General features: G+C 62.0%; 24 protein-coding genes. 5 read left to right on the top strand and 19 right to left on the bottom strand.

The genetic code is table 11. The features are described 5' to 3' along the window. Positions 1 to 17: 17 nt before the first annotated feature. From AC3WTO_RS15410 to AC3WTO_RS15420, 3 genes are read right to left on the bottom strand one after another with little or no spacing between them, the layout of a single operon-like run. Positions 18 to 329 carry a DUF6958 family protein gene (locus AC3WTO_RS15410; RefSeq protein ID WP_492461615.1) on the bottom strand — a complete coding sequence of 104 codons (312 nt, stop codon included), beginning with the start codon at positions 327 to 329 and terminating at the stop codon, positions 18 to 20. Continuing rightward, positions 322 to 852, bottom strand: coding sequence for a GFA family protein (locus tag AC3WTO_RS15415; RefSeq protein ID WP_492461617.1), 531 nt, complete (start codon positions 850 to 852; stop codon positions 322 to 324). Before AC3WTO_RS15415 ends, AC3WTO_RS15410 begins: the two co-directional genes overlap by 8 nt. Next, positions 849 to 1,487, bottom strand: a complete 639-nt coding sequence (locus AC3WTO_RS15420) for a TetR/AcrR family transcriptional regulator (RefSeq protein WP_492461619.1) — start codon at positions 1,485 to 1,487, stop codon at positions 849 to 851. Before AC3WTO_RS15420 ends, AC3WTO_RS15415 begins: the two co-directional genes overlap by 4 nt. Positions 1,488 to 1,861: 374 nt before the next feature. Here AC3WTO_RS15420 and AC3WTO_RS15425 point away from each other — a divergent pair, with 374 nt between their 5' ends. Then, positions 1,862 to 3,199 (top strand): DUF2778 domain-containing protein, encoded by a 1,338-nt coding sequence (locus tag AC3WTO_RS15425; protein ID WP_492461620.1) that lies wholly within the window; start codon positions 1,862 to 1,864, stop codon positions 3,197 to 3,199. Positions 3,200 to 3,210: 11 nt separating this feature from the next. Here the strand turns inward: AC3WTO_RS15425 and AC3WTO_RS15430 are convergent, their stop codons facing one another. Further along, positions 3,211 to 3,492, bottom strand: a complete 282-nt coding sequence (locus AC3WTO_RS15430; RefSeq protein ID WP_492461621.1) for a hypothetical protein — start codon at positions 3,490 to 3,492, stop codon at positions 3,211 to 3,213. A gap of 388 nt (positions 3,493 to 3,880) precedes the next feature. Here AC3WTO_RS15430 and AC3WTO_RS15435 point away from each other — a divergent pair, with 388 nt between their 5' ends. Continuing rightward, on the top strand, positions 3,881 to 5,062 hold the full coding sequence (locus AC3WTO_RS15435) for a hypothetical protein (protein ID WP_492461622.1): 1,182 nt from the start codon (positions 3,881 to 3,883) through the stop codon (positions 5,060 to 5,062). A gap of 93 nt (positions 5,063 to 5,155) precedes the next feature. On the opposite strand, the gene AC3WTO_RS15440 is transcribed toward AC3WTO_RS15435, so the two are convergent. From AC3WTO_RS15440 to AC3WTO_RS15450, 3 genes are all read right to left on the bottom strand, one after another. Beyond that, a complete protein-coding gene (locus tag AC3WTO_RS15440; RefSeq protein WP_492461623.1) occupies positions 5,156 to 5,464 on the bottom strand; it encodes a hypothetical protein in 309 nt (102 codons plus the stop codon). 410 nt (positions 5,465 to 5,874) lie between these two features. After that, a complete protein-coding gene (locus AC3WTO_RS15445; RefSeq protein WP_492461624.1) occupies positions 5,875 to 6,513 on the bottom strand; it encodes a DapH/DapD/GlmU-related protein in 639 nt (212 codons plus the stop codon). 245 nt (positions 6,514 to 6,758) lie between these two features. Further along, entirely contained in the window at positions 6,759 to 7,262 is a 504-nt protein-coding gene (locus AC3WTO_RS15450) for a CreA family protein (protein WP_492461625.1), read from the bottom strand. Between the two features lie 205 nt (positions 7,263 to 7,467). On the opposite strand from AC3WTO_RS15450, the gene AC3WTO_RS15455 reads away from it, so the two are divergent. The 3 genes from AC3WTO_RS15455 to AC3WTO_RS15465 all read left to right on the top strand — a co-directional run bounded on the left by AC3WTO_RS15455 (position 7,468) and on the right by AC3WTO_RS15465 (position 11,025). Then, complete coding sequence (locus tag AC3WTO_RS15455) at positions 7,468 to 8,046, top strand: SCO family protein (RefSeq protein WP_492461626.1); 579 nt, start codon at positions 7,468 to 7,470, stop codon at positions 8,044 to 8,046. 39 nt (positions 8,047 to 8,085) lie between these two features. Beyond that, positions 8,086 to 8,958, top strand: a complete 873-nt coding sequence (locus AC3WTO_RS15460; RefSeq protein WP_492461627.1) for a 50S ribosomal protein L11 methyltransferase — start codon at positions 8,086 to 8,088, stop codon at positions 8,956 to 8,958. 240 nt (positions 8,959 to 9,198) lie between these two features. Beyond that, the gene (locus AC3WTO_RS15465) at positions 9,199 to 11,025 is read left to right on the top strand and encodes an aminopeptidase P family protein (RefSeq protein ID WP_492461628.1); all 1,827 of its coding nucleotides are present in this window, start codon (positions 9,199 to 9,201) and stop codon (positions 11,023 to 11,025) included. 72 nt (positions 11,026 to 11,097) lie between these two features. Here AC3WTO_RS15465 and AC3WTO_RS15470 read toward each other — a convergent pair whose 3' ends face one another. From AC3WTO_RS15470 to AC3WTO_RS15525, 12 genes are all read right to left on the bottom strand, one after another. Beyond that, complete coding sequence (locus AC3WTO_RS15470) at positions 11,098 to 11,394, bottom strand: AzlD family protein (RefSeq protein WP_492461629.1); 297 nt, start codon at positions 11,392 to 11,394, stop codon at positions 11,098 to 11,100. Further along, entirely contained in the window at positions 11,391 to 12,143 is a 753-nt protein-coding gene (locus tag AC3WTO_RS15475) for an AzlC family ABC transporter permease (RefSeq protein WP_492461630.1), read from the bottom strand. Before AC3WTO_RS15475 ends, AC3WTO_RS15470 begins: the two co-directional genes overlap by 4 nt. Positions 12,144 to 12,411: 268 nt before the next feature. Further along, the gene (locus AC3WTO_RS15480; protein ID WP_492462110.1) at positions 12,412 to 13,110 is read right to left on the bottom strand and encodes a DUF2461 domain-containing protein; all 699 of its coding nucleotides are present in this window, start codon (positions 13,108 to 13,110) and stop codon (positions 12,412 to 12,414) included. Between the two features lie 2 nt (positions 13,111 to 13,112). Then, entirely contained in the window at positions 13,113 to 15,326 is a 2,214-nt protein-coding gene (gene ligA, locus AC3WTO_RS15485) for an NAD-dependent DNA ligase LigA (protein WP_492461631.1), read from the bottom strand. Between the two features lie 198 nt (positions 15,327 to 15,524). Next, the gene (recN, locus tag AC3WTO_RS15490) at positions 15,525 to 17,195 is read right to left on the bottom strand and encodes a DNA repair protein RecN (RefSeq protein ID WP_492461632.1); all 1,671 of its coding nucleotides are present in this window, start codon (positions 17,193 to 17,195) and stop codon (positions 15,525 to 15,527) included. Positions 17,196 to 17,354: 159 nt separating this feature from the next. Next, complete coding sequence (locus AC3WTO_RS15495; protein WP_492461633.1) at positions 17,355 to 18,227, bottom strand: outer membrane protein assembly factor BamD; 873 nt, start codon at positions 18,225 to 18,227, stop codon at positions 17,355 to 17,357. A gap of 259 nt (positions 18,228 to 18,486) precedes the next feature. Next, a complete protein-coding gene (lpxC, locus tag AC3WTO_RS15500) occupies positions 18,487 to 19,431 on the bottom strand; it encodes a UDP-3-O-acyl-N-acetylglucosamine deacetylase (RefSeq protein ID WP_492462111.1) in 945 nt (314 codons plus the stop codon). 268 nt (positions 19,432 to 19,699) lie between these two features. Continuing rightward, entirely contained in the window at positions 19,700 to 21,388 is a 1,689-nt protein-coding gene (ftsZ, locus tag AC3WTO_RS15505) for a cell division protein FtsZ (protein WP_492461634.1), read from the bottom strand. A gap of 72 nt (positions 21,389 to 21,460) precedes the next feature. After that, positions 21,461 to 22,768 carry a cell division protein FtsA gene (gene ftsA / locus AC3WTO_RS15510; RefSeq protein WP_492461635.1) on the bottom strand — a complete coding sequence of 436 codons (1,308 nt, stop codon included), beginning with the start codon at positions 22,766 to 22,768 and terminating at the stop codon, positions 21,461 to 21,463. After that, positions 22,765 to 23,706, bottom strand: coding sequence for a cell division protein FtsQ/DivIB (locus AC3WTO_RS15515; RefSeq protein ID WP_492461636.1), 942 nt, complete (start codon positions 23,704 to 23,706; stop codon positions 22,765 to 22,767). The genes ftsA and AC3WTO_RS15515 overlap by 4 nt, the downstream gene beginning before the upstream one ends. Next, a complete protein-coding gene (locus AC3WTO_RS15520; RefSeq protein WP_492461637.1) occupies positions 23,694 to 24,620 on the bottom strand; it encodes a D-alanine--D-alanine ligase in 927 nt (308 codons plus the stop codon). The genes AC3WTO_RS15515 and AC3WTO_RS15520 overlap by 13 nt, the downstream gene beginning before the upstream one ends. Before the next feature lie 304 nt (positions 24,621 to 24,924). Further along, the gene (locus AC3WTO_RS15525; RefSeq protein WP_492461638.1) at positions 24,925 to 25,530 is read right to left on the bottom strand and encodes a TetR/AcrR family transcriptional regulator; all 606 of its coding nucleotides are present in this window, start codon (positions 25,528 to 25,530) and stop codon (positions 24,925 to 24,927) included. Between the last annotated feature and the right edge of the window lie 70 nt (positions 25,531 to 25,600).

Consider the following 25,600-nt stretch of genomic DNA (forward strand, 5'->3'; position numbering starts at 1 on the left):
TGCGCTGGGCGCTTCTGTCAGTTGCCCTCTGCGAGCCGAAACAGCCGCACCGACTTCGTCGCGGCGCGACCGATGATGCCTTTCGCCTCCAGATCGAGCTGGACGGCCTTCAGCCACCAGCCTGCCTTGGCACCGCCCGGCCACAGATCGTCGGGCAGGTCCGGCAGCAGCGCCTCCTTGGCTTCCGCCACCGTCAAGCCCGTTGGATTTCCAGGCAGGACGGCAAGCAGCGCCTCGCGCATCGCCAGATATTTGACGCGGTCCACCTTCTGCCTGTGATGCGGCGAGACGACGTTTTCGATCTCGATCCTGTCGGCGGGATCAGGCATGGATCTCACCGTTCACCGCGATCTTCGGACTGCGGAAGCCCATCGCGGCCCAGGCGCGGAACAGGCGCCAGTAGAACCCCAGCGATTGCTGTTTCAGGTTCGGCACGTTGCTCGGCAGGACCGAAGCATCCGGCAGGTCGGCGGTCATCGTCCGCAATTCGAGCGGCGGCACCGCACCCTTGGGCCACAGGCCGGCATAGAGGCTGAGCCAGTGCCCGCCCTTGAACTCAAGGAACACCGGCGTGTTGCAGCAGGAAGCGACGACCCGCCGGGTTCCGGCCTGCGGCGCGAGGCGAAATTCCTTGAGATGGTCCGCGCCACGCGTGATGCGGACATGATCCTTACGGTGAAAGACGAAAGGGGTCGCGCCATGCGCGTCGACGACCTGTCTGGCGCCGGGCAGTTTTTCCAGCCGCGCCCCCGCCTCACGGCAGCTGTTGCAGCAGCATTCCACGCTCATCATCGGCGCCGAAGCAACTTCCAGCTGAACCTTGCCGCACGCACAGCCAATCATCATGCTCATGATATCTGTCCCTCCTCCGGACGACTGAAAAGCAACCTGATGTATTGATCGAGATGGTCGAGGCTTTCCCGCGCCAGCGCCGGATCATTGCCGGCCTTTGCCATGACGAAGGCACCCTGCAGCACCGTCTGCGTGTGCCGCGCCAGGCTCTGCGCCGTCCACTTTCCGGTGACGCCATATTTGATCCGGGCGGCTTCGATATCCGCCTCAAGCGTCGCCGCATGACCGAAAATGCTCTGTGCGCACGCCTCGCGAATGGTCGGCGAGGTCACATAGACCTCCTGCACCATCGTGCCGACGAGGCAGCTGAACTGCGCAATCTCCCCTTCGATGATCGACTTGCGGAACGCCACATAAGCAAGCACCCGCTCAAGAGGATCATCAGGCAGATGGTAGGGAGCGGCGGCAAAAAACGCTGTGGTCCCGGCCGACCAGTCATCGGCCGCGGCGATGCCGAGCGCATCCTTGCTTTTGAAATGATGGAAATACGCGCCCTTGGTCACCTCCGCCGCCTGGCACAGGTCTTCAACGGAGGATGCGGTGAATCCCCTGGCGCGAATGATGTCGCGCGCCGCATCGAGCAGCCGGTTTCGGGCATCACCACGGTCGGGATTTGTCTTGGTCGGTCTTGGCATATCCGATACGTACCGTACGTATGGTATGTATGCAAGTTCGAATCTCCGTATCTGATTTCCCCTGCTGGCAGCGTCCCGCCGCCCCCGCAACAGCAAAAGTAAACACACGCCTGACCCTTCCCCAACGTCATTTTTTCCGCGTCAAAAGCCGAAAATTCTTGCCAGCGAGCGATTTTGCCGCTTTCTTGCCTTTTTAGGAGGGTTTTTCGCGGCGGGCTCCAATCCAACGAGGGACGACACAGGGATTGGTTAACCATCTTTGTCCATCCTTTGAGACAATCGGCAAAGGACCGCCACGCGCGACCGGTATTCCGGCGAGCGAATGGGTAAGGCGGTTTGTGCGTGTTGCGCCGATTGAAGGAAGTTCGGTCGGCATGGCGTTCGTGCGTGAAAAATTCCGGGACAGCGGTCCCGCCTCTGCTGGTTTCAAGACAGTGCTGGCCCGCTCCGCCAGGCTGGCTGGCTGGGTGACGATCCCGACGGCAGGTGCCGTGCTGGCGATGTGGTCCCTGGCCACTGTTGCCGGCGCCTATTCGGCTGCAAGCTCCATCCGCGCCAATGCCCATTTCCTGCCTGCGCGCGTCAGCGTGGCCAGCACGGACGCGCGAGCGCTGGAGGCCAACTCCAAACTCAAGCAGGCGCTGGTTGCCCGCGAATGGAGCAAGCGCCGCCAGCAGCTTGCAGCGGCCGAGGCCGCCGACAAGGCGGAAAGACTGGCTGCAGCCGAAGAACTGCCGCAATCGCCTTTGGATGAGCGCTTCGCGCGCGCCCTCGGCGCGCCGGATACCGACCGTTTCGGTCCAGCCCTGGGCGAGCCGGAACGGTCTGCACGCGTCGCGCTGGCCCTTGCCGCTCCGTCCGGGATGGAGCTCGGCTTTGCCGACCCCGCCCCCACCCCGGATTCAGCGATACGGGAGGTTCTGGTGGCAAGTCTTGTCCTGCCCAGCCAGGACGATGAAGTCGACGACGAGGAACAGGTCGCGCTCGCCGACACCGGCGAAGTCATCGAGGACCCGGATTTCGCGGCTGTGCCCGAGAACGCGCCGCTGCCGGCCTACCGCCCACGCGCCGAGGAAGGCAGCAAGCCCGAGACGCGCCGGCGCGCCGACGCCGAACCCGAGAGCGACGACGAGCCGGTGCGCAAACCGGCAAAGCGCATCAGCCAGCCCGCACAGCCGGTGCTTGCCTATGCGCGGCCTGACAATCCTTCGGAGAGCGGCGGCCTCGGACAGGCTTTCCGCAACCTGTTCTCGTCACCCGGCGGGTCAAGCGCCAGGGCCGGCAACGGTACGGCTGTCTACGACATTGCTTCCGCCACCGTCACCATGCCCGATGGAACCAGGCTCGAGGCGCATTCAGGGATTGGCTCGATGGCCGACAATGTACGCTACGTGAACCAGAAGATGCGCGGCCCCACCCCGCCCGACACCTACAAGCTCTCGATGCGTGAATCCCTGTTCCACGGCGTCGAGGCGATCCGCCTCACCCCGGTGGACGGCAAGGTCAAGCATGGCCGCAACGGCTTGCTGGCGCACTCCTATCTGCTGCGCGGCGGCCGTGCGGAATCGCATGGCTGCGTTGCCTTCAAGGACTACAAGCGCTTCCTCGCGGCCTTCAAGCAGGGCAAGATCAAGCGCCTGGTCGTGGTTGGCGGTGGCGGCAGCTCGCGCCCCAAGGCCACCACGGTTGCCGACAACGGCCGCGGCGCCTAAATCGGCGGAGCTTACTTCCGCATGTCCTTCAGCTTTTCAGCAACGGTCGCCGCAAGGTCGGCGTAGCGCTCTTCGAGTCGTTCGGCAGCGGTGATCACCGGGAAATCGTGGCCGAATTTCTCCAATGCGTGCTTGAGCTTCTCGGCAAAGTCGGCCTGCTTGTCGAGCGCGGAAAACAACGCCAGCACCTGCTCGGCGCTGATGTCGGGATGCGCAAGCATATCCGGTACCTCACGGCCCATGCGCTCGCCGGTCGCCGTCTCCTGCTTCAATATCTCCAGCCAGTCGGTCACGAAAAAAGCCCGTCATGTGTCCAGTCCGCCTCTTTTAGCGAGTCTGGGTCGCATGTGCCAACCGCCGACCAGAAAACCTTCTCTTCTTGGGAAAGAAAACAAAACCACCTGCTCCCGCAAGTTGATGCGGCAAAGCCAGGACAGATGAGCAAGTTCAGCTCTATTTCTATTACAGTACATATGGAAAAGGTAATATATCCTTAGCCATTTTCTGCGAGCCTGATCTTGCAGGCGATCATGCTTGCAATTCCGCCTTGAGCGGTACCTCAAGCCCCTTCCGCCTCGCATGCGCAGACGGAAGGGGTTTAGGACCGCCTCCCCTGAGGACCAGCCGCATGTGGCTCGACATTCCTGCGCCCAAGCAGCCGACCGGATTCCGGGACTGATCATGGCCAGGGCGCGCGGCGGATCTTTCGTTCTCACCGCCAGCGCAGCATTCGGCATCGCGGCTGCCACGGCGCAGGCCGGCGAGACGGTCGAACCAACTCTCAACACCAGCATAGAGCGCCACTACACGACCAATGCGATGGAGAGTGACCGGCCGATCGCCGACTGGTACTCGCTGCTGCGCAGCAGCCTGTCGCGCAAATGGGGCGACAACGACGCCTATATTTCGCTGAATGCGGAAGGCCGGGCGACCCGGCACGACGCCATCACCATCGAGGATGACACCGCTGGAGGCGTGCAGCTTCAGGCGTTTCGGCGCTTTTCCGGCGGCCTCGAACTGCGCGGCACGCTGGCCTACAACGCCACCAGGGATGGCGATCACATCGACATCGGCCCTTTCACGATCGGAACACGCACGCTGAAGCAGGTCGCCAGCGGACAGGTTCAGGTCGGCCTGGACCTCGGCAATCAGATGGCCCTCATCATCGATGCCCTGACAAGCCTGGAGAAGGTCGGCCTGACCCGCTTCGAAGACGACGTCTTCCTGCCCGCCCGGCTGGATCCCGACAAGCGCAACGTCCAGATCGCCCTCAAGCTCATCCGCACCGTCGGCCAGTTCACCTTTGGCGTCCAGGGGTCGGCGCTGCGCAGTGCCGTCGACCGCCTTGGCGACCCGCTTGTCGGCGTTTCGTTCAATCAGTTCGGGCTGCGCGGCGAGATCACCTATACGGGTGCCGGCGGAGCAACCGCGGCGCTAGCGCTGGGTGCGGAACTGCTGAACGGCGCCGATGACACCTATTCGCGCATTCGTCCGGCCTGGCAGCTGTCGGTCGTCAAACCGCTCCCCAAGGGGTTCGAGCTGCGCGGCACCTGGTACGGACGCTACGAAACCGCGGACAGCGACGATCCGCTGGCCTCGTGGGTCAATCGCGGTGAATTCGAGGTCTCCTACAAGCTGCGCGAGAACCTGAAACTGGCGTCCGGTGTCGCCTGCGAATTCAAACGCAACCTGCTTTGGGAAAATGTCGAGCGCAAGCGCGTTTTTTATGCCGAAGCCACTTACGACGCGAGCGCCAGGGCATCGGTGGTGCTGCGGGTGGATGTCAACCGTATCCACAAAACGGTGATCGACATCGACGAGAACACGGTCGATACGTTTATCGGCCTGCGCACCAAGATCTGATCAAGTCCAACACCTGAAAAAGGAAAAGCGGAAGGGGTTGCAAAACCCTCCCGCCCCTTCGGTTGCCTTGTTCAGGCAAACCGCCCCTTTTTATTAGCGGCCGAGCTTGTACTTGTTGCCGCCGCCCAGAATGCCGTTGGTGACCTTGCTGACACCGGTTCCAACGCCGAGCAGGCCAACGCCCACGCCGTTGAGGATACCACCCACCTGGGTGTTGTTGCCGCTCAGGATCGGCGAACCGTTCAGGATGCCGATATCGCCGAGGGCAATACCGGGAGAAATGTTGATGAGCCCGCCGGCCGAGTTGTTGCTGTTGCCCCGGGAACCAAAACCGCCCGCATAAGCGCTCACGGTCGAGAATGAAACAACTGCGGCAGTGAGTACAAGTGCGAATTTCTTCATGACTTCTCTCCTAATTACAACAGTGTTTATTTCCGTCTCTTCTTCAGTACCTCTGGGATTGAATAGTACACACGACGGGAAATGACACAAGTATGAGCAATCCATAATTTAAGAATACACTGTGTTTTCCATTTTTTAACTTTAATGTTTTACGTTAAATAAATTGGTTACCATAAATGGTTAAGACGAAACCGCCCATCAACTTGCGAGAAGACTTCACGCAAGCCATCATGGTTAAAAGTTGAGAGCACGCCAACAAGCGCGGGTCGCGTTGTACCAACGGTCATCTTGATTTGACCGATGGAGCGCGGGACTGCGCGCCGCACCCGTTGGCGCGAAGCCAAGCGGCCCGGATGGGTCGCGCCGTTGATTGAGGCGCCCTGGATGAGCAACATCCAGGGCCTCTGGTATTAGGCCTGAGCTTCCCAGCGATCCAGAAAGTCCTCGATCGCAAGCGCCTGCATGTCAGGCACCGCCCTGGCGAGTTTCTCCGCGGGCCAGTCCCACCAGGACAACGCTTCGATGCGGGCGGCGATGCCCTCGGGAAAACGCCGGCGCAATGGGCTGGCCGGAACACCCGCGACAATCGTGTATGCCGCGACATCCCTGCTCACCACCGCATTGGCACCGATCACCGCGCCATTGCCGATGGTCACACCGGGCAGGATCACGGCGCCATGGCCGATCCAGACATCGTTGCCGATGGTGACCGGCTTCGCTTGCCGGCGCTCGCGAAAGCCGCTGTCGACACCCAGCCAGCGGAAGTACTCGTTGGGCCGGTAGCTGACCTTGTGCGTGGTCAGGCGCTCCATCGGATGCTCAAGCGCGTTGATGCGCGTGTTGGCGGCAATGGAGCAGAATTTGCCGATGGTCGTGTAGATCGCTTCCGCATGGCGTTCGAAATAGGAAAAGTCGCCGACCGAAACCTCGCGCAACACCACCCGCTCGCCGATGGCGGCATAGCGGCCGAGCCGGCACGACTTCAGCTCCGCGGTCGGGTGAATGCGCGGTTCCGGGTCCTTCGGCACAAGGTCGTCGGTGCGGTCCATGACGCGGCTTTACCGCGCCATAAGTGCATCCTGCAAGCGGTTCCAGGGGCGTGCCCCCCACAAAAGCGGGAACCGGTTTTCGGAAACATCACATTCCGCTCTGAGGTGTGTCGAGATTCAAACCAGGACGAGCCGAAAATGGTGGCTTTCGAGAACCGGAGCGGAGCGTACGTTCAAGTACGTGAGCACCGGAAGCGCAGAAAGCTGCGATTTGCAGGCCGGCCTCGTTTGAATCTCGACACACCTCATTGCGGCTTGCCGTTCTTCCAGATGACGTTCTGGCCGTAAAGCGGCACCGTCGAGATCGCCATCTTGGCCGATCCGTCCTGCACCTGGCGCGAATGTGAAAGATAGACCAGCGTGTCGTTGGCCTTGTCGTAGATGCGGTTCACCACCTGTTTCTTCCAGATCAGGCTGATGCCTTGCTTGAACACTTCTTCGCCGCCCTTGCCGAAGTCGATGTCGCCGATGCTGATCGGGCCCGTCTGCTGGCACGAGATCGCCGAGTCCGACGGATCTTCGAACCAGTTGCCCTTCTGCAGCCGGTCGATGACACCGCGATCGAAATAGGAGACGTGGCAGGTAACCCCTTCCACCTTGGGGTCCTTGATCGCCTCGACGACGATATCATTGCCGAGCCAGTCGACGCCGACTTTGCCGACCTGTTGTGCCAGGGCCACCCCGGTCACACCGACAAGACAGGCAACGAGCGCCCCGCCGATCAGTTTTCGTGTGGTTTTAGAGAACAAGAAACCCTCCTTGGGCTGGCCGATTGTCCGGGTTCAGTTGGGGCCGGAAAAGCCGTCTTGCAAGCCTTCGTGCAAAGGGGTTGCGGCAATGACGCACTTTGCGCTCGTTCCGGCAAGACGATAAGGTCCCGCCCGAACATGGTTTTGCCTCCGGCATGTCGCGAAGGCAGCGATACCGTACGGCGTAATATCCTGGACCTTTCTCATGATGCGCTCAATCCTCGTCGGCATTCTCGTACTCATGGCGGCCGGCATTGGCTGGCTGACCTTCGACTGGTATCGCGGCCACTATGGTGGCCAGCCGTTCGGCGCGCCCTTCGCTCTCACCGACCAGAGCGGCCAACCCGTCACCGAGGCTGCCTTCCGCGGTCAGCCCACGGTTGTATTCTTCGGTTTCACTCATTGCCCCGAAGTTTGCCCGACCACGCTGTTCGAGCTGGCCGGCTGGCTGAAGACGATGGGCGACGAAGGCAAGGACATCAAGGCCTACTTCGTATCGATCGACCCCGAGCGTGACACACCCGATGTCATGAAGAGCTATGTCAGCAATTTTTCCGATCGCATCGTCGGCATCACCGGCGAACCAGACAAGGTTCGCGCCATGGCGAAATCCTTCGGCATCTATTTCAAGCGGGTCGACACCGGCGACGGTGAATACAATATGGACCACACCGCGTCCGTGCTGATGCTCAACCGCAAGGGCGACTTCTTCGGCACCATCGCCTATGAGGAAAATCCCGACACCGCACTTGCCAAATTGAAGCGACTGGCCAAAGACGGCTGATCAGCTTCTAAAGCGGCATCCGCCGCAAGACAGGTGCCCATGGGCCAGACCCGCCTCTATCTGATCGCTTCCAAAGCCGAGGCCGATCGCATTTTCGGCGTCCTCGAAACCGTTTTCGAGGACGAAGGCCTGCCACTTGCCGTGCTCGAACTCGATGAGGAGCGCGACCTGCATGAGGTATCGCTTTATGCCGATGGCGATATCGAGCCGGTCGAGGCGCGGCTGAAGGCCGAACTGACCGCCTTGGGGCTGGCCCGAACGGTCGAGCGCGAAGAATTGCCCGACGTGGACTGGGTGGCGCGTTCGCTCGAAGGCCTCAAACCGGTGCGCGCCGGTCGCTTCCTGGTGCACGGCGCCCATGATCGCCAGAAACGCCATGCCGGCGATATCGCCATTGAAATCGAAGCCGGGTTGGCTTTCGGCACCGGTCACCATGGCACCACCGCCGGCTGTCTGGCCATGCTGGAGCGCGTCACCATCCGTGAGAAGCCGCGCAATGCGCTCGATCTCGGCACCGGCAGCGCGGTGTTGGCCATAGCACTCGCCCGCCTCGCACACATCCCGGTGCTCGCCACCGACATCGACCCCATCGCTGTCGACGTCGCGGCGGCCAATGCGCGGCTGAACCACGTCGCCGGCCTCGTCGAGACAGTCACCGCACCCGGCTTCCATCATCCGATTTTCTCCGCACGCGCGCCTTTTGATCTGATCGTCGCCAACATCCTCGCCAGGCCGCTGATGAAACTCGCGCCCGAAATGGCGCAATATCTGACGCCGGGTGGATCCATCGTGCTTTCCGGTATCCTGGATCGCCAGCGCGATGCCGTTGTGGCGGCCTATGCAGGCCAGCAGTTCCGCCATGTACGCACCACCCATCGCGAGGGCTGGGTGACCATCCACATGAAGCGCTGATCTGGAGCAGGATCCCGAACCAAAGGCCAGGGAGTAAGAAGCGCGAGCCTGCCCTCGAAAAAACGTACCCTGTCAAAGACATAGGGTGGGATCCTGATTCAACGCAGTCACATTCAGCTGTGAACCACAGGCCCCGCCAAAGGACGTCGCCAGGGGACATTGCCAAGGACTCCAATTGTCAGGCGCCGACCGCGCGGCTACGGTCCGACCACGCAATCGAACAATGACAGGCTTGCATCGATGTTCCAGACTTTCGACCCCGCTGGCGATCCCACCGTGGGCAAACCGCACGTTGCCCGGCTTCGTGGCTGGCTGAACGAAAATGGCCTCGACGGTTTCGTGGTACCACGCGCGGACGAACACCAGGGCGAATACGTGCCGGACCGCGCGGCGCGGCTGCGCTGGCTGACCGGTTTCAGCGGTTCGGCCGGCGTCGCCATCGTGCTGCGCGACCGCGCCTTCATCTTTGTCGACGGCCGCTACACGCTGCAGGTGCGCGCCGAAGTCGATCTGGACATTTTCGCCATCGAAAGCCTGATCGACAATCCGCCGGCCGCCTGGGTTCCTGAGAATCTCGGCAAGGGTGCTCGCCTTGGCTTCGACCCTTGGCTGCACACCGTAGGCGAGGTGAAGGCGCTGAAGGCTGCAGCGGTAAAGTCCGGTGCGGAACTGGTACCGGTGGCCGAAAACCCGATCGACATTATCTGGGACGATCAGCCTGATGCGCCGGTTGCACCGGTGGAACTGCACCCGCAGGCTTTCGCCGGCGAGCTCGCCAGGGACAAGCTGGCGCGGCTTGCTGCCGCGATCGAGAAGGAAGGCGCGACCCACGCCGTGCTGACCGACCCATCGTCGATTGCCTGGGCGTTCAACATTCGCGGCGGCGACGTGCCGCACACGCCATTGGCGCTTGGCTTCGCCATCCTGGCCGCCGATGGCAAACATCAGCTGTTCATGGACAGCCGCAAATTCTCCCGAACGGTTGCCGCCTATCTTACCCAGCTCTGCGATCCGCACGAGCCGGCGGAGTTCGAAGGTGCGATCGTGACCCTCGCGAAGAACGGCGCCAGGATTGCGCTCGATCCGGTGCTGGCAGCCGACAAGCTGCGCACGCTAGTGGAGGACAATGGCGGCACCGTCATTGCCGCGGCGGATCCCGCTCGCATCCCGCGCGCCGTCAAGAACCAGGCGGAGATCGCCGGCAGCCGGGCAGCGCATCGCCGCGATGGCGCTGCCGTGGCCAAGCTGTTGTGTTGGCTTGATCGCCAGAAGCCGGGAACGCTCGACGAAATCACTGTCGTCAAGCAACTCGAGCAGGTTCGTCGCCAGACAGGCGAAGAAACCCAGATGCCGCTGCGCGACGTTTCTTTCGCCACTATTTCGGGCGCCGGCCCCAACGGCGCCATCATGCATTACCGCGTCTCGACTGAGACCAACCGCGAACTCGCCAAGGGCGAACTGTTCCTGCTCGATTCCGGCGCGCAATATCAGGACGGCACCACCGACATCACCCGCACTGTCCCGATCGGCAAGCCGACGGAAGAAATGCGCGAACGTTTCACCCTGGTGCTGAAGGGCATGATCGGCATCTCGATGCTGCGTTTCCCGGCGGGCACGCGCGGTTCGGAAATCGATGCGGTCGCGCGTATGGCCCTATGGCGTCACGGTTGCGACTTCGCGCACGGCACCGGTCATGGCGTCGGCTCCTACCTCGCCGTGCATGAAGGGCCGCAGCGCATCGCGCGCACCGGCACGGAAAAACTGCTGGCCGGCATGATGCTGTCGAATGAACCCGGCTACTACAAGGAAGGCCATTACGGCATCCGCATAGAGAACCTGATCATTGTCACGCCGGCGCAGGAAATCGAAGGCGGTGACATCGCCATGCATGGTTTCGAGACGCTCACACTTGCCCCGATCGATCGGCGCTTGATCCGCACCGATCTGTTAACCAAGGCCGAACTCGAATGGCTCGATGCCTACCATGCCCGCGTGCTCGCCGAAATCGGCCCGATGGTCGACGGCGAAACGCTGGCCTGGCTGGAGAAGGTCGCGGCGCCACTCTAGAGCGTGTCCGTTTTTCACGGAAACGCTCTAACCCTTTGTTTTAAGCAATTCCGGACGGAGCGTTTCCGCCTGTTATGCCATGAACTGCCGCGCCAGGATCAGCACGGCAGCACCGGCCAGGAACATCGACAGCAGTCCGCCACGCAGCGACACGGCGCCTGCCACGATCAGCGCGGCCCACTCGGCCGGGCCTGCGCCGAGAACCGCGGGGGCGACCAGCGTCGTCAGTACTGCCGCCGGAACGGCGTTCAATCCGGCCTCGACGCGCGGATGCACACGCTCGAAACGCGAGATGACGAGATGGCCACCGACGCGGGTGAGATAGGTGGCGATCGCGGCCGCGAGAATGATCCAGAATGTCGTGCTCACGGCTGTTCCTCCGCTTCCGCGCCAGGTTTGACACCGACACCGCTATGATGCGGCGGCAGGATGACGGCGAGCAGCACCCCGGCGACCGCACCGATGGACACGTGCCAGGGCGAACCGACCGTCTTATAGGCAATGATTGACGCAACGGCGCTCACCGCCACGACCGGAAGCCACAGCGGCCGCTTGCGAAACCCCATGACCAGGCCGAAGAAATAGATCGGCAGCAGGAAATCGATACCCAGTGAATGGGTATTGCTGATCAGCTTGCCGAAATAGGCCCCAAGCGCCGTTTCCACCACCCAGAACACATAGACTGGTAGGCCTAGTCCCAAGTACCAGATGAAACTGACCGCCTTGCCGGATTCCGCCCTGCGCTCGGAAATGGCATATTGCGGATCGGTGAGAATGAAATAGCCGATGACCTGCTGTGCGACCGGCCAGTGCGCGATGCGCCGGCCTATGCCCGCCGAATAGAGCACGTGGCGGAAGTTCACGGCGAAGATGGACAGCACGATCAGCCAGGGCGCCACATGCTGGCCGAACAGTTCGATACCGACCATCTGGCTGGCACCGCCATAGACGGCAGCGCTCATCAAGGTCGCCTCGAAAACCGAAAACCCGTTGTCGACGGCAAGTGCACCAAACAGCATCGCGAATGGCGCGGAGGCCACGACGACCGGCGTGCTGAGGCGTACGCCATCCCAGAATTCGCTTGCCCTCGACCTCTCGGCGATTGCTTCCGATGACATCGGCTACTCCCTGGAGCGTTTCCCTTTTTCGCGGAAATGCGGAAACGCCCTAACTCTTTGTTTTTAAGCAGTTCCGGACGGAAAACCGTTACGAACTTTCCCTGGCATTGCTCCAGGGCGCTGCGCATTCGTTCGAACGCGCAAAGGACGCTCCAACCTTCCGGAATCCACGCATCGCGCTGGAGGCAGAGATGTAGGTAGCCAGCTGCCGGATGTCACACCAATTCGCTTGAGCCAAAAGATCAGCGAAAATGATGCTTTGGCAGTGCTAATCCGGCGAGGCCGGCACCAGCGTGCCCTGTATCGCCCTGCCCCAGTCGAGCAGCGGCCGGGCGCGTGTCGCGAAATCGACCAGTGTATCGGCCAGGTCAGGCGTATGAATGGAAGCCGGATCGACGTCCTGCCGCACGACGAAATGACGGTTGCGGATCGCTGCGGCGAGGTCGGCGTCAGCGACGTTTTCGAAGCCACGCGGCATGCGTTTCATGGTGCCTTGCGTGCCAAGCTCCAGCCTGCCCTTTTTCAACACGGCGACCAGCTTGCGGAACTCGCCAGGCCTCGTCTCGATCGCCCGCCGCATCGCCTGTAGCATCGGCGCAGCCGGCTGCCACCAGGCAACGGCGGAAAAGCAGCCGTCGAGCCCCAGATGAAAGAAGAAAACGCCCTGCTCCGTCTTGGTTCCGTCGGGGGATAGGATCGCCGACACATGCGTGGTGTAGGGACGCTTATCCTTTGAAAAGCGCACGTCGCGGTTGATGCGGAACAGGGATTTCTTGCTGTCGCCGCGCAGGCCGAGGCCAGCCGCGCCAAAGCGCTCCGACAGCGTTTCGACCAGATTGCCGAGCGGGTCGCGCAGCTCACTTTCGAACAAGGCACGGTTTTCGTGAAACCATTCCCTGCTCTGGTGAAAATCCAGCGCTTTCAAGAATGGAATCGCCTTCTGGCCGAAGCCGCTGAACGTTTCGATCATCACCCGCTGCGCCCGACCCTTTCGAACCAGCTATCCTCGTCGATGACCTCGATGCCCAGGTCCGTCGCCAGCTTGAGCTTCGACCCGGCGCCCGGCCCGGCAACCACCAGGTCGGTTTTCGCCGAGACGGATCCGGCGACCTTTGCCCCAAGCCGTTCGGCCATCGCTTTGGCCTCCGATCGCGACATCTTCTCGAGAGACCCCGTGAACACCACGGTTTTTCCGGCAACCTGGCTGTCGGCCGACACGTTGACGACATAGGGTTTCGGGTGGACCTGCTGCAGCAACGCGTCAAGAACGTCGTCATTGCGCTCGTTGCCGAAGAAGTCGCACAGCGCGCCGATCACCGTATCGCCAATACCGTTGATGGATGGGAAGACGGTCTTCGGATCCTCCGCCTTGGACGCCTCCTTGCCGACACGGATGAACTCTTCCGCCGTCGAGAATGTCTTGGAGAGTGCCGCCGCCGTCGTTTCGCCGATGTGACGAATGCCGAGCGCGAAGATGAAGCGATCCAGCTCGGGTTCCCGGCGCGCATCGATGGCGTCGAAAAGCTTCTCCAGCCCTTCATAGGTACGCTCTTCAGCCGTCAGCACCTTCTTGCGGGTCGCGCCCTTGGCCGCTTCGCGCGCCTGCGCCTGCGCCTCGCGTCTCTCGAACAATGCCTGCTGCACTTCGGCGCGTCGGTCCTTCAGCCTGAAAATGTCCGCGGCGGTTTCCAGAAGGCCGGCATTGAAGAACAGGTCGATGTTTTCGGCACCCAGGCCTTCAATATCCATCGCGCCGCGCGACACGAAATGACGCAGCCTCTCGACGGCTTGCGCAGGGCAGATAAGTTCGCCTGTGCAGCGCCGGCGCGAATCCTCCTTGCCGGTCTTTTCGTTCACCTCGCGCGTCGCGGCGGAGCCGCAGACCGGGCATGTGTGCGGGAATTCGTAAGGCACGGCATCGGCGGGGCGTTTGTCGACCGCCACGCTGACGATCTGCGGGATGACATCCCCTGCCCGCTGGATCACCACCGTATCGCCGATGCGGATATCGTTACCCTCGCGGATCGGCTCACCATTGCTGTCGAAGCCCTTGATGTAGTCCTCGTTGTGCAGCGTGACGTTGACGACGGTAACGCCGCCGACCGTTACCGGATCCAGCCGGGCAACGGGCGCGAGCGTTCCCGTGCGACCGACCTGGATGTCGATCTTGCGAACGATTGTCGTCGCCTGCTCGGCCGGGAACTTGTGCGCGATAGCCCAGCGCGGTTCGCCGGTGACGAAGCCCCAGCGGCGCTGCAGCTCGAGCTGGTCGACTTTGTAGACGACGCCGTCGATATCGTAGCCGAGCGAAGAGCGCTGCGCCTCGATCAGCCTGTACTGTGCAATCAGCTCATCGACGGATTTGGCGCGCACCATCAGCGGGCTGATCCTGAAACCCCAGTCGGCGAATTTCCGCACCGCTTCATATTGCGTCGACGCCGGATCCTCGGAGGTGTACCCCCATGCATAGGCAAAGAACTTGAGGTTGCGGCTGGCGGTAACGGAAGCATCCTTCTGGCGCAGTGAGCCGGCCGCGGTGTTGCGCGGATTGACATAATCCTGGCCGCCCGCCGCGGCCGAGCGCTCCTTCAGCGCCTGGAACTCGGCATAGGTCATATAGACCTCGCCACGGATTTCGATGACCTCCGGCCAGCCGGAACCCTTCAGCCGGTGCGGAATGTCGGCGATGGTCTTCAGATTGGCGGTGATGTCTTCGCCGACCGTGCCATCGCCACGCGTTGCGCCTTGCACGAAGACGCCGTTCTCATAACGAAGCGATGCCGAAAGCCCATCGATCTTCGGTTCTGCCGTGAACGCGATATCGAAATCCTTGTCACGCTCGAAGAAACGCTTGGCCCGTTCCAGGAAGTCGACGACATCCTGATCGGTATAGGCCTTGGCAAGGCTGAGCATCGGCACTGCGTGGCGAACCTTGGCGAAACCTTCCGCCGGCGCTGCACCGACCGAGCCGGTCGGGCTGTCCAGCCTCACCAAATCCGGAAACGCCTCTTCGATCGCGGCATTGCGCCGCCGCAAGGCATCGTACTCGGCGTCCGTGATAGTTGGTGCATCTTCGCCGTGATAGCGGCGATCGTGTTCCTTGATCTCCGCGGCAAGGCGCTCGAGTTCCGCCGCCGCTTCTTCGGCGCTCAGGGCGTCGATGGGCTTGTTCTGTTCAGACATGGCGTGACACTTCCCCAACTGCGGGACTTGGAGCGTTTCCGTTATTCACGGAAACGCGGAAACACTCCAACTTTGTGTTTCTACGCAATTCCGGACGCAAAACCGCTCGCATTTTTGCTGGAATTGCTCTGAAGTCATCGGCAAATTCGCTCGAAAAGTAAACCGCTTCCGCCGTTGCCGGCGGTCACTCCCGACAATTCACGACGCGACCGTGTTCTCGCGCAGCAACCGCTCGGCCGCCGCTCTCGCCTCGTCGGTGATGCTGGCGCCTGCCAGCATGCGGGCGATCTCTTCCTGGCGCGACCCACGGTCCATCTCGGCAATGCGGGTGGCAACACGATCCGTACCGGATTTCGAAATCAGGAAATGCGTTGCCGCACGCGCCGCCACCTGCGGCGCATGGGTGACGGACAGTACCTGCACGCGCGCGGAAAGCCGCGCCAGTCTCTGGCCGATGGCATCGGCCACCGCACCGCCCACGCCGGTGTCGATCTCGTCGAAAACCAGCGTTGGCGCCGAGCCACGATCCGCCAGGGCCACCTTGAGCGCGAGCAGGAAGCGCGAGAGTTCGCCGCCCGAAGCAACCTTCATCATCGGCCCCGGCCGTGTGCCAGGGTTGGTGCGCACCCAGAATTCGATCTGGTCGATGCCCTCTTCCAGCCGGTTGGCCGGTTCGCTGGAGATCTCGACAATGAACTCGGCCCGCTCCAGCTTCAGCGCCGGAAGTTCCGCCATCACCGCCTTGGCAAGTCCGGTAGCCACGGCATGACGCAGTCCTGACAGTTCGGCAGCGGACAGGTCGTAAGCCTCCCGCGCCACCGCCGCCTGCTTTTCCAGCGCGCCCAGCTTCTCCTCGCCGGCGTCCAGGTCAGCAAGGTCGGCAGACATCGTGTCGCGCAGTTGTGCCAGATTGTCGACGGCCACATTGTGCTTGCGCGCCGCTGCGCGCAGCGCAAACAGCCGCTCCTCGGCCTTTTCCAGCCGCTGCGGATCATATTCGGTTGCACGCAATGCAGCCTCAACGCTCGACTGCGCGGCATCGAGCGAGATCATTGCTTCGTCGAGTGACTTCACCACATCGTCGAGCAGGCCCGGCGCTTCCCCGGCCTTGCGCTGCAGACGCCTGAGCAGGCTTGCGAGCTGCGGCAGCGGCGACGCCGGTCCGGACAACACGTCCTGCGCATCATGGATCTCGGCTGCGATCTTCTCGGCCCGCATCATGACCGAGCGCAGCTCGGCCAATTCCGTTTCTTCGCCAGGTTGCGGATCGAGTTTGGCAAGCTCTACCACCGAAGCACGCAGATAATCGGCTTCCCGCGCCGCGGCCTCCACCTTGGCGCGGTGCCGCGACAGATCCTGCTCGGCCTGCCGCCAGTAGCGCCACGCTTCGCCGGTGCTGTGTACGACGCCGAGGTGACCGCCAAAGGCGTCGAGCAAGTCGCGGTGTGCGCCGGGATCGACCAGGGCACGGTCATCGTGCTGGCCATGAATTTCCACCAGCGCGCGGCCGATATCGCGCATCAAGGTGACCGACGATGGTTGGTCATTGACGAACACGCGCGTGCGCCCGTCCGCGGTCTGCAGGCGGCGCAGGATGATGTCGCCGTCATCTTCTATGGCGTTCTCGGCAAGGATTTCGCGCGCCGGATGATTGCGCGGCACGTCGAACACCGCCGTTACCTGGCCTTGCGTTGCGCCATGCCGCACCAGCGAGGCATCGCCGCGCGCGCCAAGCGCCAGCGACAACGCGTCGAGCAGGATGGATTTGCCTGCGCCGGTTTCGCCGGTCAAAACGGAAAGGCCCGGCGCGAAATCAATGTCGAGCCGTTCGATCAGGACGATATCGCGAATCGATAGCCTGGAGAGCATCGGCGCTCTATAGCATCATGGACGGCTGCGCGCGCCCCATGAGGCGCGCGGTATGAACGCCAGACCGCTTTACGGAAACGCGGAAACGCTCTGGCTCTTTGCTTGTATTGCGCAATTCCGGACGGAAAACCGCCATACACTTTTCCTGGAATTGCTCCCTCAGGCGCCGCCGGTTATCAGCTTGCCAGCCTTTGAAATCCACGAGCCGGCATTCTCGCGCGGCTGCAAGCCACCGCTCTGCAAAAGCTTGTAGGAATCCTTGTACCACTGGCTGTCGGGGTAGTTTTGGCCGAGAACGGCAGCCGCAGTCTGGGCTTCGTCGACAAGACCAAGCGCATAATAAGCCTCGGTCAAGCGCGCGAGGGCTTCCTCGATGTGGCGGGTGTTGGAATAATTCTCGACCACGTTGCGGAAGCGCTTGATCGACGCCAGATATTCCTTGCGCTCGAGATAATAGCGGCCAACCTGCATTTCCTTGCCCGCCAATTGGTCGTTGGCGTAGCGGATCTTGGCCTTGGCATCTTCGACATATTCGGAGTCCGGCCAGCGCGTCACCAGTTCCTGCATGGTCTGGATCGTCAGCTTGGCTTCCTTCTGGTCGCGGGTGACGTCCTCGATCTGCTTGAAATAGCTCAGACCGACGATGTACTGCGCATAGGCGGCCTCGTCGGTGGATGGGTAGAGCGTCAGATAGCGCTTGGCTGCGCTGATCGCTTCGTCATACTTGCCCTGGCGGTAGTTGGTGAAAGCGCCCATCACCATCGATTTGCGCGCCCATTCGGAATAAGGGTGCTGGCGGTCGACGGCGGCGAATTTCTTGGCCGCTTCATCGAGGCGACCCGAATTCAGATTGGCGAGACCCTGATTGTAGAGCACATCGGCAGGCTCAGTCTGATCGACATAGGTCGACAGGTCGATATCCTTTTCCGAGGACATGCAGCCCGAAAGCGCCAGAGGAGCGGCGAGCACAGAAAGTGCGAGAAAAGTCGCCGTAAACGGCGCCTTCAACTGGTCGGCCTGTCTGAAAAACATGATCGAAATTCGCCCTCTCGGCGCCATTGCCCACGTCGGCGAGCAGCCATAAACCAAAAACAGCGCGCGCGGCAACGCTATCACCCTGCAATCGTGCAATTTTGTGGCACTAGAGCGTTTCCGTCTCTCACAGAAACGCGGAAACGCTCTATTTTTCTATTTTCACTGGATTTCCGCCATGAATTGCGGATCAAGATTTCAAACCGCAGGTGGCGCGCCTGTGCAACAGGCGCACTTGCGGACAACAAGCCGGCGAAATTCAAATCGTCCAGGGCGCGTATACCGGCGCGCTGATCGCGCTCATCTCGCCAGCGCGGCCGCGGCGAGTCGTTTCAACCACCTCGAAGGCGGTACGGTCCGACAGCAGGCGGCGAAGCGCTGCCGCATTCAGCCGATGACCGCCGCGGTAGGAGCGGAAGCAGCCGATGAACCGAGCACCGGCCAGCGCCAGATCCCCCATCGCGTCCAGCGTCTTGTGACGCGCGAACTCGTTGGGATATCGCAAGCCGCCGACATTGATGACGCGATGGTCGTCGCCAATCACCAGCGAGTTGTCGAGTGAGGATCCAAGAGCATAGCCCGCAGCCCAAAGCCGCTCCACGTCCTTCATGAAACCAAAGGTGCGCGCGCGCGCGATCTCATTGCGGAAAGCGTCGGCGGTAAGGTCGGTGGCGAAGCTCTGCCGCCCGATCGCCGGGCTCTCGAAATCGATCTCGACCTCGAATCGGGTACCCGAATATGGGCGGAACTCAGCCCAGGAGGCACCGCTCTCGAGACGCACTGTCTTCAGGATGCGGATGAAGCGACGCTTCACCGAAAGAACCTCGATACCAGCCTGGTCGATCGCCTCGACGAAGTCGATCGAGCTGCCATCGAGGATCGGCACTTCACGCCCGTCGATCTCGATCACCATGTTGTCGATGCCGAGTCCGAGCACGGCCGCCATCAGATGTTCGACGGTGGCAATGTGCTGGCCGGCCGGATCGCCGAGCATCGTGCACAGATCAGTAGCACCCACTTCCGAAACAAGTGCCCGGAACTCCCGTGTCGGCTGCTCGCCGTCAATAAGGTGAAATACGATACCGGTGTCGGCATCAGCAGGAAGGAAATGGATGGTGACGGTGTTGCCGCTGTGAACGCCAATACCCGTCAATGTCGCGCGTGACTTCAGCGTTGTCTGGTAGTCCTGCAAGCTGATCCCCATGTGCCCAGATGGCGCGGCCAATCGGCTTTTCGGTCGCTGCCCTTGATCTTCAGCCAGCGGGGCACATCCCCAAAACACCCACTGCCGTTATTGCCCGCGGAAGATAGTGGCCCCTCAGGCATACTCCAAATCACGCTTTCTTACCCGATGTAACGGCCAAGGGAGTATAAAAGCAAGGCACAAGCGTTTGTTTTTCCACGACTTTTAAAGCGAACAGGCAGGCGGTCGCCCGCCTGCCTGTTAACAACTGTTACAATCCGTCAGAAGATCAGTTGGCCTGCCGGCGCAGGAAGGCCGGAATCTCCAGCTGATCGTCCTCATGAGTCGCGCGCTGCTGCGGAGCGAAGCGGCCATGTTCGTCGGCCTGACCACGGCGCGGAGCGTAGAGCTGGGCGTCCTGCGGCGCGAGGCGACGCACTTCCGGAGCTGCCTGGCGCAGCTTCGGCTCGCGCGGCTGTGCCGGCTGCAGGCGGGCAGGCTCTTCCTCGCGACGGGTCAAGCCGTTGGTGAGGCGCTTCAGCAGGCCCATCGGGCCGCGGTCTTCGTGGTCGACCGGATGCTGCTTGGCCTCGACCTCGGCCCGTACCACCGGCGGGAAGTCTTCCACGCGCGGCATGCGGGGCTGCGCTGCGATCGGCTGCTGCGGAGCCATTTCACGCACCGGCTGCGGAGCCGGCTGCGGTGCGACCTGCTGCATCACCGGATGCGGTTGCGGCTGGGCCGGAGGAGCCTGGAACAACTTGCTCTGCGGACGGAAATCATCCTGCGGGGCAGCTTGGGCAACGCGCGGCTGCTGTGCGAATGCCGCGGCATTGGCTTCCGCCTGCTGGATGGCTTCCGCTACCGGGTCAGCGACACGCTGTTCCTGATGGGCCGCCTGCTGCGGCACAGGAGCGTTGCGCACCTCGGCGGCCGGAATGGCCGCCGGGCGCGCCGGCATCTTCGGCTGCGCGGCGCGGATCGAAATCGGAGCAGCGGCGATCTGCTCAGCCGACTTGTCGATACCGGTCGCAACGACCGAGACGCGAATGACGCCTTCGAGATCTTCGTCGAAGGTCGCGCCCAGAATGATGTTGGCGTCCTGGTCGACTTCTTCGCGGATGCGGGTGGCGGCTTCGTCTACTTCGAACAGGGTGAGGTCACGGCCGCCGGTGATCGAGATCAACAGGCCCTTGGCACCCTTCATGGAGGTCTCATCGAGCAGCGGGTTGGCGATCGCCGCTTCGGCTGCCGCCATCGCGCGACCTTCGCCGCTGGCCTCGCCGGTGCCCATCATCGCCTTGCCCATCTCGCGCATCACCGAACGGACGTCGGCGAAGTCGAGGTTGATCAGGCCTTCCTTGACCATCAGGTCGGTGATGCAGGCAACGCCCGAATACAGCACCTGGTCGGCCATCGCGAAGGCGTCGGCGAAGGTGGTCTTGTCGTTGGCGAGCCGGAACAGGTTCTGGTTCGGGATGACGATCAGCGTATCGACGCATTTCTGCAGCTCTTCGATACCCAGATCCGCCGTCTTCATGCGGCGTTGGCCCTCGAAGTGGAATGGTTTGGTGACCACGCCGACCGTCAGAATGCCCTTTTCGCGGGCAGCGCGTGCAACAACCGGTGCCGCGCCTGTACCGGTGCCGCCGCCCATGCCGGCGGTGACGAAGCACATGTGGGTGTTGGACAGATAGTCCGTGATCTCGTCGATGCACTCCTCCGCCGCCGCGCGGCCGACCTCCGGCTGCGAGCCGGCGCCGAGGCCTTCGGTTACGTGCGCGCCGAGCTGGATCAGGCGCTCCGACTTCGACATGGTCAGCGCCTGCGCATCGGTGTTGGCCACGACGAACTCAACGCCACGCAGGCCCGCCGTGATCATGTTGTTGACCGCATTGCCGCCGCCGCCGCCGACACCGAAGACGGTGATGCGTGGCTTGAGCTCGGTGATGTCCGGCTTTTTCAGATTGATCGTCATAGTCCTCGTCCTTTTGCCTTTACCGCCGCTTCGCCGTCGCGGCCGCTTATGGGGCTGTCCCCGTCAACTCAACTAAAAACTGTCTTTCAACCACTGACTCATGCGGTGAAGTCTTCCCCCGGTTCCCGTCATCTTGAAACGAGAAGCGCCGAAGGCAGGATGGCTCTCGAAAGAGGCAACCTGCGGATAGATCATCAGCCCGACAGCGGCCGAGAAAGCCGGTCCCTTTGCCGCCTCAGGCAGACCGGCAACCCCGAGCGGACGCCCGACGCGCACATTGCGCCCCAGGACGCGTCGCGCCGCTTCCGGCATACCTGCAAGCTGGCTGGCACCGCCGGTCAGAACGACCCGCTTGCCGACCACATTGCCGTAGCCGGACTTGCTCAGCCGCTCGCGCAACAGCTCCAGGGTTTCCTCGATACGGGCCCGAATGATTCGTGTCATCACCGAACGCGGAATTTGCAGCGGCGCCTCACCCTCCTCGCCGATCGGCTGGATCGTGACGAGATCGCGATCGTCGGAGCTGCCCGGCAAAGCCGAGCCGTGCATCACTTTCAGCCGCTCGGCGGCCTCCAGCGAGGTCGACAGCCCCTTGGCCAGGTCGAGCGTGACGTGGTTGCCGCCGACCGGAATGGAGTCGCCATAGACGAACTTGCCTTCCGAGAAGACGGAGATCGTGGTGGTGCCGCCGCCCATGTCGATACAGGCCGCCCCCATCTCGAGCTCGTCGTCGACGAGCGCCGCGAGACCCGCGGCATAAGGCGTGGCGATCAGACGCTCGACCGACAGGTGCGAGCGGTTGATGGCAAGCTCCAGATTGCGCAGCGGCGCAGAATCGCCGGTCATCACATGCATGTCGACGCCAAGTGTGTCGCCGACCATGCCGCGCGGATCGCGCACGCCGCGTTCGCCGTCCAGTGAAAACCCGACAGGCAATGCATGCAGGACTTCGCGCTCGGATTTCAATGCCTGCTTGGCACCGGCAGCAAGAACCCGCTTGATGTCGTTTTCATCGACTTCATGACCGCCAAGATTGATGGTCGCGTTGAAGGTTTCGCTCTTCAGGCGACCAGCCGTCATGTTGACGATTAGCGAATCGACGGTGAGACCCGCCATGCGCTCGGCCGCATCAACGGCCAGACGGATGGCATGCTCGGCGCGGTCGAGATCGATGACGACGCCCGATTTCACGCCGTGCGACTTCTGGTGCCCAATGCCAATGACCTGGATGCGATGCGAGCGGCCACGCAGAAGATGGCCTTCTTCGCAAGGCTTGAGCTTCGCCACAACGCAACTGACCTTGCTCGAACCGACGTCGAGAACTGTCAGCACGCCGGACCGGCGTGAGGCTCCTTCATTGGTGCTGCCGAGCCAACTCATATCTGCTGCCCCGCCTTGCGCTTTGCCATCTTGGCCTGTTCCTTCAGCGCCGCCTCACGCGCGCTTGCCGCCTGCTGCGTCAGCTCCACCGTCAAACGATCGGACAGACGCATGTCGATCGAAGCGATATCCCGCGACAGCAGCCCTTTTTCGCGATCGATGCGCACGAGTTCGGCCATCGCCTGCTCGGCTTCGAACTCCGGCAGCTTGATGACGACGCCATTGTCCAGCTTGATGTCCCAACGCCGGTCACCGACCCGAATGTAACCACGCACCCTGGAAGCGAGTTCAGGAAAGCCGGCAACCTTGGCCATCAGCGCCGGCGCATGCTCCGGTGCGCCCTGCCCGACCAGCAGCGGCAGCTTGGACTGATCACCGCCCGTGTATGGCGCGATGATGCGACCATCCTTCTCGATCACGGAGAGCTCGGTACCGCGCTGCCAGATGGCGAAAGCCTGGCGCTCGTCGATGCGCACTTCCAGCAGATGCGGATAAACCTTGCGCACCGCTACCGACTGGATCCAGGGCAGCAGCGCGATGCGCTCGCGCGCACCTTCGGCGCTGAAGCCGACCAGCGACGTCCAGCCATTCAGATCCAGCTTGTCGAGAATGTCGATTTCGGAAGTCTCGCGATTGCCGACCACCTTGATCTGATCCACGGCAAAGCCGGTACGAGCGGTGACATCCTGCACGAAACCGTCGAGATGACCGCCGAGATAGGCTCCATAGGTCAACGACGAAGCGAGGAAGACGGCGTTGATCACAGTCGCCGCGAATGGCGGGGCATCGAAATCGCCACGCGTAAGCCGACCGAGCGTGCGCACAGGCTTGCGCAGCACCTTGGGCAGCACGAAACGATCGAGCCAGGAGGACGCACCGAAGCGGGCGCGCGGCATCGCACCCCTTCTTCCGTTCTGTCCCCAGTTCAACGCCGACACGACGCGTCCTCCACCATCCAACTCAACAGCTCGCCGAACGAATGCCCTGCCTGGGCAGCGATTTCCGGCACCAAAGACGTCGGCGTCATGCCCGGCTGCGTGTTGATTTCGAGCCAGACAACCTCGCCGTTTTCGGAATGACGGTCGTCGTAACGGAAGTCCGACCGGGAGACGCCCCGGCAACCGATCGCTTGGTGAGCCTTAAGCGCCAGTGTCTGTATTTTTTGGTAAATATTTAGTGAAATTTTAGCGGGGACCTCATGTTTTGAGCCACCCGGAACGTATTTTGAATCATAATCGTAGAAGGAATGACCGGTCGGGACGATCTCGCAGACACCAAGCGCCACATCACCCATCACCGCGCAGGTCAACTCGCGCCCATGGATATAGCGCTCGACCATGACCTCCTCGCCGTAATTCCACTCCGGCGACGAGATCAGTTGCGGCGGATGCGACTGATCCTCCTTGACGATCACGACGCCAAAGCTCGACCCCTCATTCACCGGCTTCACCACATAGGGCGGCCTCATCGGATGATCGTTCTTGATGGTGAAGCGGTTGATGACCCTGGATTCAGCAACAGGAATTCCAACGGTCTTCGCGACCTTCTTCGCCTGCTCCTTGTTCATCGCCAGAGCGGACGCCAGAACACCGGAATGCGTATAGGGAAGACCAAGGAATTCGAGCACCCCCTGGATAGTGCCGTCCTCGCCAAAAGGACCATGCAGCGCGTTGAAGACCACATCCGGCTTCAGCTCAGCCAGAACGGAAGAAACATCGCGCCCGACATCAACACGAGTAACCTGATAGCCTTCCGCCTCGAGCGTATCGGCACAGGCCTTCCCCGAAGACAAGGACACGGGCCGCTCGGACGAAAAACCTCCCAGCAGGACGGCCACATGCTTCTTTTTCATCACCCCGTCATCCCTCTAGCGGCGGGTCCACACTTCCATTTTCCAGACATGAATCACCCACGTCCGGAGAATGACTTCCCCAGATGAAACGCGGCCCCACGCGTCGAACGACTCAAATCAGGAAACGCTGTTGTCCCAAAGAATCAGAGAGTTGATTCACTGACAAGCCCCCATGATTCAGGGCGATTCACTTTCTCGAAAAAAGTGTTTCGAAAGCCGGCTTTTGAGTCTTTTGTGCAACGGCGCGCAGGCTTTTCCTGCCGACGGAACTGCAGCGGAAACGACCCGCCAGCGCCCTACGAAATCAGCTCGCACCGTGCCTCAGGAAATCGGCAACCGTCCGCAATGACAAGTCGCACAGTGCTGTAAGCCGCGCGCCGGAAACCCCGTCGCGCGCCTGCACGGAAAGCCCATGCATGACGGCCGTCAGGTAGTCGCCGAGACGTTCCACGTCGGCGTCTTCGACGAACTCGCCGTCTCGCCTTGCCTGATCGAGGCGCGCCACGATCGCCGCCGTCTGCCGACGTCGCCGATCGGCCAGCCAGTCCTGCAGGCGGCTGTTTTCGGCAGCACAGTTCGTCGCCGCCGTCACCACCATGCAGCCCCAGGGTTTTCCGGGTCGGGTGTAGGTTTCCACCGCCTCGCGCAGGATACCCTCGATTGCCCGGTACGCCACAGGCTCTCGGGCAAGAACCCTGTCCACGAAACCGCCTTCCCTGGCTTCATAGAGCGCGATCGCCTCGCGAAACAAATCTTCCTTCGAGCCAAAGGCGGCATAGATGCGGGCTGAAGCGATACCGAGCGTCGAAACGAGGTCCGCCATCGAGGTCCCTTCGTAACCTCGCGCCCAGAAGGCATCGCGCGCCCTCACCAGCGCTTCGTCGCGATCGAACTCCCGGGGGCGAGCCATCAGCTTCTCCATTCTTGGTCGATCAACAAATAATTCGCTTGACAGCCGGATGCAAGCTTTCGTTATTTGT

The organism is Mesorhizobium sp. EU05-FHT14A09, assembly GCF_058790995.1.